9 protein-coding genes are annotated in these 13,537 nt (G+C 73.0%); 7 read left to right on the top strand and 2 right to left on the bottom strand.

The window, feature by feature from the left end:
- The first annotated feature begins 135 nt into the window (after nucleotides 1-135).
- On the top strand, nucleotides 136-561 hold the full coding sequence (gene ndk / locus ACN27D_RS06460; RefSeq protein WP_120573615.1) for a nucleoside-diphosphate kinase: 426 nt from the start codon (nucleotides 136-138) through the stop codon (nucleotides 559-561).
- 59 nt (nucleotides 562-620) lie between these two features.
- Here the strand turns inward: ndk and ACN27D_RS06455 are convergent, their stop codons facing one another.
- On the bottom strand, nucleotides 621-1,061 hold the full coding sequence (locus ACN27D_RS06455; RefSeq protein WP_120573616.1) for a carboxymuconolactone decarboxylase family protein: 441 nt from the start codon (nucleotides 1,059-1,061) through the stop codon (nucleotides 621-623).
- Between the two features lie 192 nt (nucleotides 1,062-1,253).
- On the opposite strand from ACN27D_RS06455, the gene ACN27D_RS06450 reads away from it, so the two are divergent.
- From ACN27D_RS06450 to ACN27D_RS06440, 3 genes are all read left to right on the top strand, one after another.
- Complete coding sequence (locus ACN27D_RS06450) at nucleotides 1,254-2,816, top strand: alkaline phosphatase D family protein (protein ID WP_421498756.1); 1,563 nt, start codon at nucleotides 1,254-1,256, stop codon at nucleotides 2,814-2,816.
- A gap of 420 nt (nucleotides 2,817-3,236) precedes the next feature.
- Nucleotides 3,237-6,383 carry an isoleucine--tRNA ligase gene (ileS, locus tag ACN27D_RS06445; RefSeq protein ID WP_121684779.1) on the top strand — a complete coding sequence of 1,049 codons (3,147 nt, stop codon included), beginning with the start codon at nucleotides 3,237-3,239 and terminating at the stop codon, nucleotides 6,381-6,383.
- A gap of 140 nt (nucleotides 6,384-6,523) precedes the next feature.
- A complete protein-coding gene (locus tag ACN27D_RS06440; protein ID WP_358172202.1) occupies nucleotides 6,524-7,234 on the top strand; it encodes a lysophospholipid acyltransferase family protein in 711 nt (236 codons plus the stop codon).
- 4 nt (nucleotides 7,235-7,238) lie between these two features.
- Here the strand turns inward: ACN27D_RS06440 and ACN27D_RS06435 are convergent, their stop codons facing one another.
- Nucleotides 7,239-9,227 (bottom strand): hypothetical protein, encoded by a 1,989-nt coding sequence (locus tag ACN27D_RS06435; protein WP_421498755.1) that lies wholly within the window; start codon nucleotides 9,225-9,227, stop codon nucleotides 7,239-7,241.
- 206 nt (nucleotides 9,228-9,433) lie between these two features.
- Here ACN27D_RS06435 and ACN27D_RS06430 point away from each other — a divergent pair, with 206 nt between their 5' ends.
- From ACN27D_RS06430 to ACN27D_RS06420, 3 genes are all read left to right on the top strand, one after another.
- Nucleotides 9,434-11,419 (top strand): TIGR03960 family B12-binding radical SAM protein, encoded by a 1,986-nt coding sequence (locus ACN27D_RS06430; protein WP_120568476.1) that lies wholly within the window; start codon nucleotides 9,434-9,436, stop codon nucleotides 11,417-11,419.
- Between the two features lie 170 nt (nucleotides 11,420-11,589).
- Nucleotides 11,590-12,027 (top strand): hypothetical protein, encoded by a 438-nt coding sequence (locus ACN27D_RS06425; protein ID WP_091421868.1) that lies wholly within the window; start codon nucleotides 11,590-11,592, stop codon nucleotides 12,025-12,027.
- Nucleotides 12,028-12,040: 13 nt separating this feature from the next.
- Nucleotides 12,041-13,537: a hypothetical protein gene (locus ACN27D_RS06420; RefSeq protein WP_421498754.1), complete on the top strand. Its 1,497-nt coding sequence runs from the start codon at nucleotides 12,041-12,043 to the stop codon at nucleotides 13,535-13,537.

Here is a 13,537-nt window from a genome sequence, read left to right as displayed (position 1 = left end):
CCAGGGGTTCCAGGGCCAGGCTAGGCCGCCGCGGCGGGCCAGGGAAGACGCAGCCGCCGCGCCGGCGCCGGGACCGGGTCGCTACGCTGACCGTACCCAGCCGAACCCCGTTTGAGTGCGCAGGAGGAAACCAGCGTGTCCAGCAGCAGCCCGGACGAGCGGACGCTCGTACTGATCAAGCCCGACGCGGTGCGCCGCGGTCTGGTGGGCGAGATCCTGTCCCGTTTCGAGCGCAAGGGCCTGCGGATCGACGCGATGGTGAGCCGGACCATGGACGGCGGCTTCGCCGACCAGCACTACGCCGAGCACGTCGACAAGCCGTTCTATCCGCCGCTGAAGACGTTCATGACCAGCGGCCCGCTGGTGGCGCTCGTGCTCTCCGGCGACCAGGTGATCGAGGTGGTGCGCGCGATGATCGGCAGCACCGACGGCCGCAAGGCCGCCGCCGGCACCATCCGCGGCGACCTGTCGCTGTCGAACCGGGAGAACCTGGTGCACGCCTCCGACTCGGCGGACAGCGCCAAGCGCGAGATCGCGCTCTGGTTCCCCGAGCTGGCCTGACGACACGCCGACGGCCCCGGCCCGCTCCTGGCGGGACCGGGGCCGTCGTGCGTCAGCCGTCAGACCGACGCCGGCGGCTGCGTCTGGCAGGTCACGGCGACCCGGTTCCACACGTTGATGGTGGCGATCGCCATCACCAGGTCCGCCAGCTCCTTCTCCGACCACACCTTCGCCGCGGCGTCCCAGACGTCGTCCGGCACGCCGTGCTCGCCGAGCCGGGTCACCGCGTCGGTGAGGGCCAGCGCGGCCCGCTCCCGCTCGTCGAAGAACGGGGCCTCGCGCCACGCCGCGACCGCGAACAGCCGCCGGCTGTCCTCACCGGCCGCCAGCGCCTCGCGGCTGTGCATGTCCACGCAGAACGCGCAGCCGTTGCGCATCGACGCCCGCAGCTTCACCAGCTCCAGCACGGTGTGGTCCACGTTCGCCCGGACGTACTTCTCCAGGCCCAGCACGGCCTGGTACGCCTCGGGTGCCACCGCCGCCATGTCCATCCGGCTCATCGCCGCCTCCTTGAGGTTCGGGTACGCGGACAGGACGGGGCACGGCGGGTGCGGTGTGACGGCACGGCGGTGTGACGGTGGTCATGACCGGGCCGTCAGCCGTCGTTGACGTTCCGGTCACCTCGACCGGAGTTCCCGGCCACCTGCGGCCGGTAGACCGGGCTGGCGACACTGCCGAGACCGGGAGAACCCATGACGCACATCGATCGACGTACCCTGCTCCGCGCCGGCCTGGTCGCCGGTGCCGGAGTCGCCGGCGGCGCGCTGCTCGGCGCGCCCGGCGCGCCCGCCGCACCCGGCCTGCGGCCCGGCGGCCGACCGCTGCTCACCCACGGCGTGCAGAGCGGCGACGTGACCGCCGACTCGGCGCTGGTCTGGACCCGCGCGGACCGGCCCGGCCGGATGCTGGTCGAGGTGAGCCGTCGGCCGGACCTGCGCGGCGCCCGCCTGGTGCGCGGCCCGGTGGTCGACCCGACCGGCGACTTCACCGGCAAGGTCCGGCTGCGCGGCCTGCCCGCGGGGGAGCGGCTGCACTACCGGGTACGGGTGGAGAGCCTGGACCGGCACGGCCTGTGCAGCGAGCCGCTGACCGGCTCGTTCGCCACCGCCCCCGGGCGGCACCAGCGGCGTGACGTGCGGTTCGTGTGGACCGGCGACATCGTCGGGCAGGGCTGGGGAATCAGCCCCGACTTCGACGGCCTGGCGATCTTCCGGGCCATGCGGGAGCGCCGTCCGGACTTCTTCCTGTGCAGCGGCGACACCGTGTACGCCGACGGGCCGCTGGCCGAGAGCGTGGTCCTGCCGGACGGCCGCACCTGGCGCAACCTGGTGACGCCGGAGAAGAGCAAGGTGGCCGAGACGCTCGCCGAGTACCGGGGGCAGTTCGCGTACAACCTGCTCGACGAGCACCTGCGGGCGTTCGCCGCCGAGGTGCCGCAGATCAACCAGTGGGACGACCACGAGGTGGTCAACAACTGGTACCCGGGGGAGATCCTGACCGACGAGCGGTACGGAGAGAAGCGGGTGGACGTGCTCGCCGCCCGGGCCCGGCAGGCGTTCCACGAGTGGCTGCCGGTGCCGGCCGGCGGGCCGATGTACCGCAAGTTGTCGTACGGGCCGCTGCTGGACGTGTTCGTGCTGGACATGCGCACCTACAAGGACCCGAACGACGGCAACACGTACGCCGACCGCAACCGCGGGCTGCTCGGCAAGGCGCAGCGGGAGTGGCTGATCCGGGAACTGCGCGCGTCCCGCGCCACCTGGAAGGTGATCGCCAACGACCTGCCGATCGGCGTGGTGGTGCCGGACGGATCCACCGCGCAGGAGGGTGTCGCGCAGGGCGATCACGGCGCGCCGGCCGGCCGGGAGCTGGAGTTCGCCGAGGTGCTGCGCGCCTCGCACCGGGCCGGGGTGACCGGGCTGGTGTTCCTCACCGCCGACGTGCACTACACCGCCGCCCACCACTACGACCCGGCGCGCGCCGCGGTGCGTGACTTCAGCCCGTTCTGGGAGTTCGTCTCCGGCCCGGCGCACGCCGGCGCGTTCGGCCCGAACGCGCTCGACGGCACGTTCGGCCCGAAGGCGGTCTTCGTGCACGCCCCGCCGCGCGCCAACACCTCCCCGGCCGAGGGCTTCCAGCACTTCGGCGAGGTGACCATCGACGGCCCGTCGGCGGCCCTGACGGTCCACCTGCGCGACCGCGCCGGCGCCTCCCTCTGGACCACCACCCTCCCGGCCCCGTCGCGTCCCGCCTGACACCCGGCCCGACCTCGTCGATCATGAGGTTGGCGGCGATGTGGATCTCCGATTCCGCCGTCAACTTCATGATCGACGGGGCGGAGGCGGGGTGGGGGCGGGGTGGAGGCGGGGCAGAAGTGGGGCGGGGTGGGGCGGGAGATACTCGGCGGCGCGGTGGGTGGGGGGTCGAGTACGCTTGAACGCACAGGCGACGACCCGGCCATCACCGGTGAGCCTCCGGAAGAACGGCCGGGTGACCGGCCCAGTAGAACCGGACGGGACGGCCCGTCACAGCCGGCCAACGAGCGGGCGGTCGCACCTCGGCCGCCAAGCGGGGTGGTACCGCGGGCCACACCCGGTACGCCGTCACGGCGTACCGGATTCGGCTCGTCCTCGCAGACCACAGACGAGTGAGCTGCTGAGGGAGAGCGACAGGCCATGGCCTATCCGTTGCACGACCCGACCGGCGCCGGTGTCCCGGCGAGCCCGGACCTGCCCGCGGTCGAGCGCCGGGTGCTGGAGCACTGGACGGCCGACAAGACCTTCGAGGCGTCGGTCGAGGCCCGCGACGCCGGCCGGAACGGCGAGAACGAGTACGTCTTCTACGACGGCCCGCCGTTCGCCAACGGGCTGCCGCACTACGGCCACCTGTTCACCGGCTACGTCAAGGACGTGGTGCCGCGCTACCAGACCATGCGCGGCAAGCACGTCGAGCGCCGGTTCGGCTGGGACTGCCACGGCCTGCCCGCCGAGGTGGTGGCCGAGAAGCAGCTCGGCATCACCACCAAGGCGGAGATCCTCGACCTCGGCGTGGCCCGGTTCAACGACGCCTGCCGCACGTCGGTGCTGGAGTTCACCCACGACTGGGAGCGGTACGTCACCCGGCAGGCCCGCTGGGTCGACTTCGCCAACGACTACAAGACGCTCGACCTGGACTACATGGAAAGCGTCATGTGGGCCTTCAAGACCCTGCACGACAAGGGCCTGGTCTACGAGGGCTTCCGGGTGCTCGCGTACTGCTGGCGGTGCGAGACGCCGCTGTCGAACACCGAGACCCGGATGGACGACGTCTACCGGGACCGGCACGACCCGACGCTCACCGTCTGGTTCGAGCTGACCGCCGACGAGAACGCGCCGGAGCCGCTGCGCGGGCCGGTCAAGGTGGGCGTCTGGACCACCACGCCGTGGACGCTGCCGTCGAACCTGGCGCTCGCCGTCGGCCCCGACATCGAGTACGCGCTGCTGGAGCGCGACGGCGAGCGCTACGTCGTCGGCGCCGCGCGCCTCGGCGCGTACGCCAAGGAACTGGAGGGGTACGAGCAGGTCGGCACCGTGTACGGCCGCGACCTGGTCGGACGCCGCTACACGCCGCTCTACGACTTCCTGGTCGAGCCGGCCGGACCGAACGCCTACCAGGTGCTCGGCGCGGACTTCGTCACCACCGAGGACGGCACCGGGATCGTCCACCTGGCCCCCGCCTTCGGTGAGGACGACCAGAACACCTGCAACGCCGCCGGCATCCCCACCGTCGTGACCGTGGACGACCACACCCGGTTCACCGCGCTGGTGCCGCCGTACCAGGGCGAGCAGGTCTTCGACGTGAACAAGCCGGTGATCCGGGAGCTGAAGGAGCGGGGGGTGGTGCTGCGGCAGGACACCTACACCCACTCGTACCCGCACTGCTGGCGCTGCGACACCCCGCTGGTCTACAAGGCGGTGTCGTCGTGGTTCGTCGCGGTGACGAAGTTCAAGGACCGCATGGTCGAGCTGAACCAGCAGATCAACTGGACGCCCGGGCACATCAAGGACGGCTCGTTCGGCAAGTGGCTGGCGAACGCCCGGGACTGGTCGATCAGCCGGAACCGGTTCTGGGGCTCGCCGATCCCGGTGTGGCGCTCCGACGACCCGAACTACCCGCGGGTGGACGTCTACGGCTCGCTGGCCGACATCGAGCGGGACTTCGGCGTACGCCTGACCGACCTGCACCGGCCGGCGGTGGACGACCTGGTCCGCCCCAACCCGGACGACCCGACGGGCAAGTCGATGATGCGCCGGGTGCCGGAGGTGCTGGACTGCTGGTTCGAGTCCGGCTCGATGCCGTTCGCCCAGGTGCACTACCCGTTCGAGAACCGCGAGTGGTTCGAGCACCACTACCCGGGTGACTTCATCGTCGAGTACATCGGGCAGACCCGCGGCTGGTTCTACACCATGCACGTGCTGGCCACCGCGCTGTTCGACCGGCCGGCGTTCCGCAACTGCCTGAGCCACGGCATCCTGCTCGGCTCGGACGGGCGCAAGATGTCCAAGAGCCTGCGCAACTACCCGGACGTCTACCACGTGTTCGACTCCTACGGGTCGGACGCGATGCGGTGGATGCTGATGTCCTCGCCGGTGCTGCGCGGCGGCGACATGGCGGTCACCGAGTCGGGCATCCGGGACGCGGTGCGCCAGGTGCTGCTGCCGCTGTGGAACGTCTGGTACTTCTTCTCGCTGTACGCCAACGCCGACGGCCACACCGCGCGTCGCCGTACGGACTCGGCGAACGTGCTCGACCGGTACGTGCTGGCGAAGACGAACGAGCTGGTGGCGACCGTCGGCGCGCAGATGGACGCGTACGACATCTCCGGTGCGTGCGCGACGGTGCGGTCCTACCTGGACGCGCTGACCAACTGGTACGTGCGCCGGTCCCGGGACCGCTTCTGGGCCGGCGACGCGGACGCGTTCGACACGCTGTGGACCGTGCTGGAGACGCTGTGCCGGGTGGTGGCGCCGCTGGCGCCGCTGACCGCCGAGGAGATCTGGCGCGGGCTGACCGGCGAGCGGTCGGTGCACCTGACCGACTGGCCGTCCGCGGAGGAGTTCCCGGCCGACCACGAACTGGTCTCCGCGATGGACAACGTCCGGGCGGTCGCGTCGGCGGCGCTGTCGCTGCGCAAGGCCAAGGGCCTGCGGGTACGGCTGCCGCTGGCGAAGCTGACAGTGGCCTCGCCCGTCGCCGACCAGCTGCGGCCCTTCGCCGACCTGGTCGCCGACGAGGTGAACGTCAAGGAGGTCGTGCTCACCGGCGAGGTGTCCGCGTACTGCCAGCAGGTCCTCACCGTGGTGCCGCGGGCGCTCGGCCCGCGCGTCGGCAAGGCCGTCCAGCAGGTGATCAAGGCGGTCAAGGCGGGGGAGTGGGAGCTGCGCGACGGCGCCCCGGTCGCCGCCGGGGTCACGCTCGCCGAGGGCGAGTACGAGCTGCGCCTGGTCGCCGCCGACGCCGAGCACTCCGCGCCGCTGCCCGGCGGTGAGGGAGTGGTCGTGCTGGACACCGAGGTCACGCCGGAACTCGCCGCCGAAGGGCTGGCCCGGGACGTGGTCCGGGTCGTGCAGCAGGCTCGCCGCGACGCCGACCTCGACGTCTCCGACCGGATCACGGTGGCCGTCTCCGCCTCCGAGGAGGTACGCGCGGCGGTCGCCGCGTACACCGGGTTCGTGGCCCGGGAGGTGCTGGCCGACAGCATCGACTTCGCCGAAGGGCTCGACGGCTTCACCGGCGAGGCCGGCGAGGGCGAGCGCGTGACCGTGACGGTCCGCAAGGTGTGAGCGGACCGGCCCTCCTGCACCCCCTCGGGTGGAGGAGGGCCCGGCCCCAGCGAGTGGACTGCGAGCCACCCGCTCGGTGGCGGACGGCCGCGTCGGCTACCGTGACAGCGCCTGTTTCACGTACGACCGCCGGAGGACCCGTGCCCCTGCTCTACACCATCGGCAAGCTCACCGTGGCGCCCACGCTCCGGTTGGCCTTCCGTCCGCACGTGGAGGGTTTGGAGCACATCCCGGCGACCGGCGGCGCGATCTTCGCCAGCAACCACCTCTCCGTCGCCGACGAACTGCTCCTCGGCACCGTGGTGCCGCGGCACCTGGCGTTCTGGGCCAAGTCGGAGTACTTCAAGGGCACCGGGCTCAAGGGCGGCTTCTCCAAGTTCGTGCTCACCGGCCTGGGCGCGATCCCGGTCGAGCGGGCCGGCGGCCGGGCCGCGCTCACCGCGTTCGACGCGGCGATCCCGGTGCTCAAGGCCGGTGACCTGGTCGCCGTCTACCCGGAGGGCACCCGCTCCCCGGACGGGCGGCTCTACCGCGGGCGTACCGGCACCGTCCGGCTGGCGATCGCCGCCGGCGTGCCGATCATCCCGGTCGGCGTGACCGGCACCGACAAGGCCCAGCCGATCGGCACGCGGATCCCGCGACCGGGCCGCGCCAAGATCACCATCAAGTTCGGCAAGCCGCTGGACTTCACCGGCCGTCCCGACGACCGCACCTCGCTGCGCGCCATGACCGACGAGATGATGGCCGAGATCCAGAAGCTCAGCGGCCAGGAGTACGTCCCGCGCTACGCCCCGAAGCGCGCCGACCAGGCGGCCACCGGCGACCAGACCGGCGGCGAGCCGACCGCCTGAGCGGTCAGGACTTCGGCACCACCACGCGCTGACGCAGGTCGTTGAGCAGCCGCCCGCTGTCGTCCACCGACAGCCGGGTGAACACGCCGGTGGTGAGGCTGCCGTGGTCGGCCGACACGCAGACCACCACCGAGTCGCCGTCCGCCCGGCCGACGGCGCATCGCTCGTGGCGACCCCGTACGCCGGTGTCCACCACCACCGACTCCTGCAGGGCGTAGTCCCCGGCGAGGCGCTCGATCTCCGACTTGGCGTCCGACTCCGGGCTGAACCGCAGGCCGGTGCTGCCGAACAACGTCACCCGCTTGCCGTCACTCGTGCTGTAGATGCCGGCGAACGTGTCCTCGGCGAGCAGGTTGGTCTCCCGTACCCGGGATTTCAGCTCCTCGGCGGCGGCCCTGCTGCTGTCGTCCTGGCGCAGCCGCATCGAGTCGATCTGGTCCGGGAGGGTGGCGCTGGCCGGGTACTGGCTGGAGATCGGCTGGAACCACCAGAGCGGGAGGCCGCAGCAGCAGGCCACGGAGAGCAGCAGCACCCAGGGCCAGCGGCGCCGGCGGCGGGTCCGCTTGGGCGGCTGCTGCCAGCCCGGCGGCGCGGCAGGCGGCCCGGCCTTGCCCCGGCGCTGCTTCGGCGGCCGGCCCGGCTTCGCCGGCGGCGCGACGGGCGCCGGCGGCGGCAGCGGGCGGGCGGCCGGCGGGCCGGGGTGGTGCGGCGGTGAGACCGGCCGGGCCGGTCCGGGGTACGGCGGGCTGTGCGGCGGCGGCGAGACCGGCCGGGCCGCGGGCGGCGCGGGATGAGCCGGTGGCACCGGTTGGTGGGCGGGGTGGGCCGCCGGTGGGGCCGGGTGGGCCGGGTGGGGGTTGTCCGGCACGGCCCAGGGCGCGGTGTACGGCAGCGTCGGCGTGGGCGGCGGCAGTTCCGGCGCGTGCAGCTCCCAGCCGGTGGTGTCCACCCCCGCCCACGGGTCGACCGGCGTCGCGTGTTCCGGTGACGCGAGCGGCGGCACCGGGGTGGGCTCGGCGGACTCACCCCAGGCGGGGCGGCGCGGCGGCGGTGGGGGGACGGCTGCGGAACCGCTCCAGCGGGGCGCGGGCGCCTCGACCCGGGTCGGGTCGGGTGTGCTCTCCACGCGAGTGGCATCCGGGGTGTTCTCGACCCGGGTGGGATCGGGGGTGGCCGTCGCCTGGTGCGGCTGTGGCGCGAGGTCGATGCGGGTCGGATCCGGCCGGCGCCCTGTCCGCGGAGTGGGGACGGGCGTGGTGCGGCCGGGAACCGCCGCCGAACCCCGGGCCCGGGTGACCGGTACGGGCGGGGTGGCGTCGGTGCCGGCCGGCGTCCCGGCGTCGGCGGTCGGCGCCTCGGTGTCGGCGGCCGTCGCTCCGGTGTTGCCGGCGGCGTCCGCGGCGTCGGTCGTCGGTGCGGCCCGGCTGGGCGATTCGGCGTCGCCGGTCGCTGCTCCCGCCGACGGATGCGTTTTCGCACCGTCGAGCGAGGCGGTGGCGCCCGGGTCTGCCGGGTGCCCCGACCGTTCGACTGGTTCGTCCTGCCGCGCCGACTCGCCTGGCTCCGTCGGTTCGCCCGGGTCGGCCGGTGCGGCCTGTCCTGCCGGGTCGGCCGGTGCGGGCGTCGGCTGCGCGTCGGAGGCCGAGGCCGCCGGGCTCTGCGCGGCCGGGGCGGCGGGCGGCAGGTCCTGCACCTCGTCGTCGGATGACCGGTCACCGGGCTCGGTGCGGTGCGGCTGCTCGTCGGGCGCGGCGGCGGACGGCCGGCGGTGCGGCGTACCGTCGTGCGGTCTGCCGTCGGCGGCGTCGGACGGCTGGTCGGCCGACACCCCGTCGGAGGTCCGGTCGTCGGTGGCCTCCGGCGTGCCGGACGGGGACGCCGGAGCCGAGGCGCCGGTGGCGTCCTCGGTGTCGACGGCGGTCGCCGGCTCGGTGACGGACGGCATCTCGGCCCCGTCGGCCGGCCGGTCCGCCCCCGGCTGCGGCTGCGGCATCGCGGCTGTCTCCTCTCGGCCCGTTGCGAGGTTAGTACCGCCCCGCCACCCGGGACGAATCCCGCCCCGCTCCCCGCCCTCACTCCGGTGATCAAGGAGTTCGTGTCCGGTGGGAGCGCGGGGGAGTCCGCAAACTCCTTGATCAACGCGGCGGACACGGGCGCGGGCGCGGAACAGGGCGGGGACACCGCGTACGCTTGGGCATCATGAGTGCCCCGTCCACGACCCCGCGTCCCGCCGCCGCCAACTCGGTCTGGCCCCGGCTGGAGCCGTTGCTGCCGCAGGTGACCAAGCCCATCCAGTACGTGGGTGGAGAGCTGGGAGCCGTGGTCAAGGACTGGGACGCCGCGACCGTCCGGTGGGCGCTGATGTATCCGGACGCCTACGAGGTGGGCCTGCCCAACCAGGGCGTGCAGATCCTGTACGAGGTGCTCAACGAGCTGCCCGACGTGCTGGCCGAGCGGACGTACGCGGTCTGGCCCGACCTGGAGAAGCTGATGCGCGCCCACGGCGTGCCGCAGTTCACCGTCGACGCCCACCGCCCGGTGCGCGACTTCGACGTGTTCGGCGTCTCGTTCTCCACCGAGCTGGGCTACACCAACCTGCTCACCGCGATCGACCTGGCCGGCATCCCGCTGCTCGCCGCCGACCGCACCGACGCCGACCCGGTGATCGTGGCCGGCGGGCACGCCGCGTTCAACCCGGAGCCGATCGCCGACTTCGTCGACGCCGCGGTGCTCGGCGACGGCGAGGAGGCGGTGCTGGAGATCACCGCCATCGTCCGGGAGTGGAAGGCGGAGGGTTCCCCGGGCGGCCGGGACGAGCTGCTGCTGCGGCTGGCCCGGACCGAGAGCGTCTACGTGCCGCGCTTCTACGACGTCGACTACCTGCCCGACGGGCGGATCCAGCGGGTCGTGCCGAACCGCCCGGACGTTCCGTTCCGCGTGCACAAGCGCACGACGATGGACCTGGACGCCTGGCCGTACCCGAAGAAGCCCCTGGTCCCGCTCGCCGAGACGGTGCACGAGCGGTACGCGGTGGAGATCTTCCGGGGCTGCACCCGTGGCTGCCGCTTCTGCCAGGCCGGCATGATCACCCGCCCGGTGCGGGAGCGTTCGATCACCACCGTCGGCCAGATGGTGCAGCAGGGGCTGGAGTTCTCCGGCTTCCACGAGGTGGGCCTGCTGTCGCTGTCGTCGGCCGACCACTCCGAGATCGGCGACATGTGCTCCGGCCTGGCCGAGCAGTACGCGGGCACCAACGTCTCGCTGTCGCTGCCGTCGACCCGGGTGGACGCGTTCAACATCGACCTGGCCCAGGAGCTGTCCCGCAACGGGCGCCGGACCGGTCTGACCTTCGCCCCCGAGGGCGGGTCGGAGCGGATCCGCAAGGTGATCAACAAGATGGTGTCGAAGGAAGACCTCATCCGTACGGTGGTCACCGCCTACTCCAACGGCTGGCGGCAGGTGAAGCTCTACTTCATGTGCGGCCTGCCCACCGAGACCGACGAGGACGTCCTGGAGATCGCCGACATGGCGCACGAGGTGATCCGGGCCGGCCGCGCCGCCACCGGATCCAAGGACATCCGCTGCACGGTCTCCATCGGCGGGTTCGTGCCGAAGCCGCACACCCCGTTCCAGTGGGCCTCGATGGAGCGGCCGGAGGTCATCGACGGCCGGCTCAAGCTGCTCAAGCAGGCCATCAACAGCGACCGCTCGCTGGGCCGGGCGATCGGCTTCCGCTACCACGACGGCGAGCCGTCGCTGATCGAGGGCCTGCTGTCCCGGGGCGACCGCCGGGTCGGCGCGGTGATCCGCAAGGTCTGGGAGAACGGCGGCCGGTTCGACGGCTGGAGCGAGCACTTCTCGTACCAGCGGTGGGTGGACGCCGCGGCCGAGGTGCTGCCGGCGTACGGGGTGGACCTCGACTGGTACACCACCCGCGAGCGCGAGGAGCTGGAGGTCCTGCCCTGGGACCACCTCGACTCCGGCCTCGACAAGGACTGGCTCTGGCAGGACTGGCAGGACTCCCTGTCGGAGTACGAGCAGGACGACTGCCGCTGGACGCCCTGCTTCGACTGCGGCGTCTGCCCGTCCATGGACACCGAGATCCAGATCGGCCCGACCGGCCGCAAGCTGCTGCCGCTGACCCCGGTCAACGGCCTGAAGCTGCCCGCCGCCGCGCAGGGCTGAGGCCACCGGCACGCACCGGAGCGCGGGAACCCGACCGGGTTCCCGCGCTCCGTCGTCTTTTCCCGGTGACCGTCGCGATACGTGGGGCGGGGGTGCCCCGACTGGTCCTTCCTCGATACGCTGCGTCCGTAGTGGACCGGCCGGGGCCGGCAGCGGGGAGGACAGTCAGGATGGGCATCAATCCGCCGGACACCGGCGATCTGCACGTCAGCGTCGAGGATCTGGACGCCGCAGCGGAGTACGTCGAGCGTCTCAAGCAGTACGTCGACGACACCATCGGCTGGGAGATGGAACGCATCAAGGAGCGGATGAAGGGCGACAGCGGCAACGCGCAGACGGTGCCCAACGGCACCCCGTTCGGCGCGTACGAGGACGCCCGGATGCAGTGGCAGGCGCTGACCACGTCCACGGCCAGCATGGAGGCCCACCTCAAGGCCATCTCCATGAAGCTGGCCGGCCTGAAGCAGGGCACACAGGACATCGCCAAGGCGTTCCGCGACGCCGAGGCCCGCAACGCGGCCAACGGCAAGGACATCGAGCGGCTGCTGGAGTCCGCGGCCCCGCCGCCGGACGCCGGGCAGCAGCCCACCTACCCGTACACGGCCTGAGGGGGAGACGGTCATGGCAGGAGGCACCTGGGAGCGTTGCGTCCGTGAGGTGACGCTCTCGGCGGACCCGGAAACCGTCGGATCGGTCGGCGCGGGCTGGAAGAACCTCTCCACCGCGCTCGGCCACCTGCGCGACTCGCTCGTCGGTCGCTCGTTCGTCGGCCCGATCGCGGCCGGGCAGGAGCGCCCGCACACCGGCGGCCTGCCCGGGATGCTCGCCGGCTGGAAGGGCAGCGGCGGCGACGCGTACCGCGAGCACCTCGGCGACATCGGCAAGGAGATCGAGGAACTCATCACGCACGCCAGCAACGTCAGTGGCGCGCTGACGCGGATCGAGGGTGACATCCGTACGGCGGTGGCGAGCATCCCGATCCCGCTGATGGACAACTTCGGCTGGAACGAGTGGAGCCTGCCCGGCGGCACCGAGCTGGACGACGCCCGCGACGGCGAGAGCCAGTCCGGCTTCCTGGCCGCGCTGCGCAGTGACTACCAGGGCAATCAGGCGCTCTACGCCGACGGCGCGTTCCGCGACAAGGCCGACGACCTCGAAGCCACCATGAAGATCGACGGCAACGCCAGCGACCAGAAGCGGGGCGGCTGGTGGGACACCAAGTCGCACCTGGACAACTGGTACCGCGACAACCAGCAGGCGGCCAACAAGGCGATGTCGCCGTTGCCGGCCGCGGTCGAGGCCGAGCGTCCCAAGCTGGTCGTACCCCGCCCCACCGACAGTGAGCTGGGTGACGGCTACCGCGGCGACCCGCGGGTCCCCCCGTCGGGTGTGCCCGGCGGCGGCCTGCCGGGTGGCGGCGCGCCCGGCGGTGGAATGCCCGGCGGTGGAATGCCCGGCGGCGGCCCGATGCCGTCCCTGGGCAGCACCGGCATCCCCGGTGGCGGCACGCCCGGTGGCAGTTCGTTCACGCCTCCGGGCACCGGTGTGCCCGGCGGCGGCATCCCCGGCGGCGGCTCCTACACCCCGCCGGGCACCGGGGGGATCCCCGAGCTCGGCGGCGCGCCCGGCTCGGGCAGCCCGGAGTACGGCAGCGGTCTGGCCGGCGCGGGCGGGCCCGGCACGATCACCGCGGGTGGACCGGGCACGCTCGGTCTGGGCGGCGGCGGTGGCGCGGGCGGACTGAGTGCCGGTGGCGGCGGCTTCGGCGGCGGTGGCGCCGGCCTGGGCGCGGCCGGCGGGATCGGCGGTGGCGGGATCGGCGCGGCAGGCGGCATGGCCATGGGCGGCCTGCCCGGCATGGTCGGCGGCGGTAACGGCAAGGTTCCGCCACTGACCAGCGCGGCCAGCGCGCTGAAGGCCGCGTCCGCGGCGGGACCGGGCGGTGCGGGCGGCGTGCGCGGCGGGATGGCCGGCGCCGGGATGATGGGCGGCGGAATGATGGGTGGTCACGGCGGCGCCGGGCACGGCGGCGGCGCTGCGGAGCACTCGTCATGGTTGACTGAGGACGACGATCCGTGGGGCACCGGTGACGGTGCGTCCCCGGGCATCCTGCGATGA

It is taken from the genome of Micromonospora sp. WMMD1274, from assembly GCF_049179035.1.
In the GTDB taxonomy this organism is placed as follows: domain Bacteria; phylum Actinomycetota; class Actinomycetes; order Mycobacteriales; family Micromonosporaceae; genus Micromonospora; species Micromonospora tulbaghiae.
This window is presented reverse-complemented; position numbering and strand designations above follow the sequence as displayed.

Excerpts from the sequence above, each read along its gene's own strand:
- ACN27D_RS06420 (WP_421498754.1), top strand. The coding sequence starts at position 12,041 with ATGGCAGGAGGCACCTGGGAGCGTTGCGTCCGTGAGGTGACGCTCTCG.
- ACN27D_RS06455 (WP_120573616.1), bottom strand. The coding sequence starts at position 1,061 with ATGAGCCGGATGGACATGGCGGCGGTGGCACCCGAGGCGTACCAGGCC.
- ACN27D_RS06435 (WP_421498755.1), bottom strand. The coding sequence starts at position 9,227 with ATGCCGCAGCCGCAGCCGGGGGCGGACCGGCCGGCCGACGGGGCCGAG.
- ACN27D_RS06450 (WP_421498756.1), top strand. The coding sequence starts at position 1,254 with ATGACGCACATCGATCGACGTACCCTGCTCCGCGCCGGCCTGGTCGCC.
- ileS (WP_121684779.1), top strand. The coding sequence starts at position 3,237 with ATGGCCTATCCGTTGCACGACCCGACCGGCGCCGGTGTCCCGGCGAGC.
- ACN27D_RS06425 (WP_091421868.1), top strand. The coding sequence starts at position 11,590 with ATGGGCATCAATCCGCCGGACACCGGCGATCTGCACGTCAGCGTCGAG.
- ACN27D_RS06430 (WP_120568476.1), top strand. The coding sequence starts at position 9,434 with ATGAGTGCCCCGTCCACGACCCCGCGTCCCGCCGCCGCCAACTCGGTC.